The 1,134-nt window shown below is 70.5% G+C and carries 2 protein-coding genes; both read right to left on the bottom strand.

Features of this window, described 5'->3' with window-relative positions; genetic code table 11:
• A partial coding sequence (locus ABT154_RS33870) for a DUF8189 domain-containing protein (protein WP_351862223.1) occupies window positions 1-689 on the bottom strand: 689 nt, incomplete at its 3' end.
• 85 nt (window positions 690-774) lie between these two features.
• A partial coding sequence (locus ABT154_RS33865; RefSeq protein WP_502969665.1) for a DUF8189 domain-containing protein occupies window positions 775-1,134 on the bottom strand: 360 nt, incomplete at its 5' end.

The following is a 1,134-nucleotide window of genomic DNA, read 5'->3' as shown; positions in this document are numbered from 1 at the left end:
ATCGCGAACATCTCCAGACGACCGTCCGCGTTCGGCGCGATGGCCAGCTCAGCGTTCCCCGGACCACCCAGCGCCTCCCACGCCGACCAGTTGCCATTGGACTCGGTCTGCCAGGCGTGGTGCACCCCGTCCGCCGCCGCGGCGAACACCTCCAGACGACCGTCCGCCGACCGTGCCGACACCACCCGACCCGACTCTCCCGGGTACACCAGCGGACCGGGCCCGGGTTCGTGGTGGCCCAGGCGGTCCACCGCGGCACGGGCCTCGTCCAAGTGCCGCCGGTGCGCGCCCTGGTTGAAGGTGGACCAGGGCTGCCAGTTGGTTCCCCCGGAGGAGATGGCGAACGCCGCGTTCGCGTTGCACTGGGGGTCGTAGGCGCAGGCGTCGTTGACCTCGGGGTGCCAGTAGTCGTTGATCTGCCACAGGCCCCGGTCGGTCGAGGGGGGCGTGTTGTTCGTGACGTTGTACGCCGACGGATTGCAGCTGGACTCCGCCAGGGCCACGGCGACGGCGGTCACCAGGCCGTCGCCCCGGAAGCCCGCGGTGTAGCCGGTCTGGGCGCACAGGTCGCTCGGCGCGGCGTACGCGGGCGAGGCGCCGACGAGGATGCCCGCCGCGAGGAGCAACGAGGCCAGGGTCGAAAGGATGACGCGATGCGGCGCTCTGGAGGAGCGCTGGGTTCTGCTCAACTGCTGTCCCCTTCGGAGTGGGTACCGGGTGGGTGCCGGGGGCGCCGGGGCGCCCGTCTATCGGATCGGTCGACGGCGGGTCCGATCAGTTGACGGCGGGGCCCGAGGTGTTGTTCACCCATGCCCAGTCGGACCAGGTCGTCGGTCCGGTCTGCCACTTGTGGTAGACGCCGGCGTGGCTCGTTCCGAAGACCTCGATCCGTCCGTCGGCGTTGACCGTGGCGGTGATCTCCGTACCGGCGCCGCCGAAGGCCTCCCACGTTCCGTACGGGGCGTTCACTCCGGTCTGCCACATGTGCCGGGCCTCGCTGCCGTTGATCGCGAAGACCTCGACCCGGCCGTCGGCGGTCCGCTCACTGCTGAGCTGTGAGTCGGCGGGTCCGCCCGTCGGCTCCCATTCCGACCAACTCGTGGGGTTGGTCTGGTACTTGTGGAACACCCCGAC

The organism is Streptomyces sp. NPDC001728, from assembly GCF_040297565.1.
Lineage (GTDB): Bacteria > Actinomycetota > Actinomycetes > Streptomycetales > Streptomycetaceae > Streptomyces.
The sequence above is the reverse complement of the archived record's forward strand: the minus strand, read 5'-3'. Positions and strand labels throughout refer to the sequence as shown.